The sequence below is a fragment of the Agarivorans sp. genome (assembly GCF_050295395.1).
Taxonomy (GTDB): domain Bacteria; phylum Pseudomonadota; class Gammaproteobacteria; order Enterobacterales; family Celerinatantimonadaceae; genus Agarivorans.
In genome coordinates this window covers 1-1,784 of record NZ_JBNKPP010000001.1, presented here as the reverse complement: position 1 = coordinate 1,784, position 1,784 = coordinate 1, and the positions used below count along the sequence as shown (strand labels likewise).

The 1,784-nt window shown below is 50.3% G+C and carries 2 protein-coding genes; both read left to right on the top strand.

The genetic code is table 11. The annotated features are described in order from the left end of the window. The coding region (locus ACQY6Q_RS00010) for a multiheme c-type cytochrome (RefSeq protein WP_427976377.1) at positions 1–581 on the top strand (581 nt) is incomplete at its 5' end. 170 nt (positions 582–751) lie between these two features. Then, on the top strand, positions 752–1,784 hold a 1,033-nt coding region (locus ACQY6Q_RS00005), incomplete at its 3' end, for a M3 family metallopeptidase (RefSeq protein WP_427976374.1).

The window sequence follows — 1,784 nt, the reverse complement described above, 5'->3', positions numbered from 1 at the left end:
TAAGCGCTGAGAAAGTATCTGGTTTTGAACGTCGCACTGTGATCAGCGATAACAGCTGTACGACTTGCCATAACGATGCCACCGCCTTCCATAAAAACGGTGCATTCGATCAAGGCGGTAACGGTTGTATTGCCTGTCACGATAACGGTATGGCGCGGACTTCGGCCACACTCGGTGCAGGTTTTGGTCCTATGATCCACAGCTGGCACTGGGGTAATGGTGCGAATGTCGGTGAGATGAAGGCCGACGGCTCCCAAGCCAAGACAGCGAACGGCGCAGGCGCTATCAACCCAGTCACCAGCTGTGTTGCCTGTCACGAAACTGCTATAGATTTAAACAAAGTGCCAAATCAATACATTCTTGAACCTGGCAGCAAGATGACCAGCCCTGTTACCGCTAACTGTTATGCCTGCCATACTGGCGATGCAGTCAAAGCTCACATGGTGAGCAACGGTGGCGAAATCAGCGTGCCAGCCACTGGCGATTGGTTCAAGCAACCTACGGGTGAATCTTGTGCCGTGTGCCACAACACAGGTAGCAGCTCTGGTATCGACAAGTACCATAACTTTACCCGTAAGTAGTTAGTCGTCCCGCTATTTTCCCTGCAAGGAAATAGTCCAAGCGCCCTACGATTGTAGGGCGCTTTTTTGTTTACTTTTACTTACAACTTCACCCCATAGGTTTTCAGTCCCATTTAAGTTAGTAACGTTAGAGTCACAAAAAACTACAATTCTAAGGAAATCACTCAACTATGCGTAAAAGTTTTATTGCCATCGCCATTGGCGCCACACTGATGACAGGAGCACTGGCAGGTTGTAGCTCTCAAGATACCAAAGCCGCAAATGTGACCGCAGTTCAAGCCCAAAATCCTCTGTTCCAAGCCAGCACACTGCAATACCAAGCGCCTGATTTCAGCGTGATTAAAGACGAGCATTTTCAGCCCGCATTAGAGCAAGGCATTAAAGAGCATTACCAAGAGATTTTGGCCATTGCTAACAATCCTGCCGCCCCGACCTTCGACAACACGATTGTCGCCATGGAAAAAAGTGGTGCCCTGCTGACTCGCGCATCGAGCGTGTTTTACAACCTAGCAGGTTCAAATAGCAATCCAGCCCTGCGTAAAATCCAAGGCGAAATGGCGCCAAAAATGGCGGCTCACTCGGATAACATCAACCTCAATCCAGCACTATTCGCCCGTATTGAAGCCATTTATAACGACCGCAATAACTTAGGCTTAACGCCTGAAGCGGTTCGTTTGGTTGAGGTGTATCACCAACGGTTTATCATGGCCGGCGCTAAACTGACCGATGAGCAGAAAGTGAAGATCCGCGCTCTGAACGAAGAGCAATCGACACTAACCAACGAGTTCTCACAACGTCTACTGCGCTTAACCAAAGAAATCGCCATCGTTGTCGATAACAAAGAGCAACTGGCGGGCCTGACTGACAGCGAAATCACCTCGGCAGCAAACGATGCCAAGGCCGCGGGTCACGAAGGTAAGTACTTAATCAACATCACCAACACCACTCGCCAGCCTGTGCTCGCCTCTCTAGAGAACCGTGAACTGCGCCAACGCATTTGGGAAGCCTCGGCAAACCGTGGCTTAACGGGTGAAAACGAAACGGCATCTTTAGTGTCTCGCCTTGCGCAATTACGTGCCGAGCGTGCCGCCCTATTAGGTTATGAAAACTGGGCCAGCTACCGCCTCGCACCACAAATGGCGAAAACGCCTGAAGCGGTATACAGCATGTTTGGTTCAATGGTGCCAGCCGTCGTCGCCAATA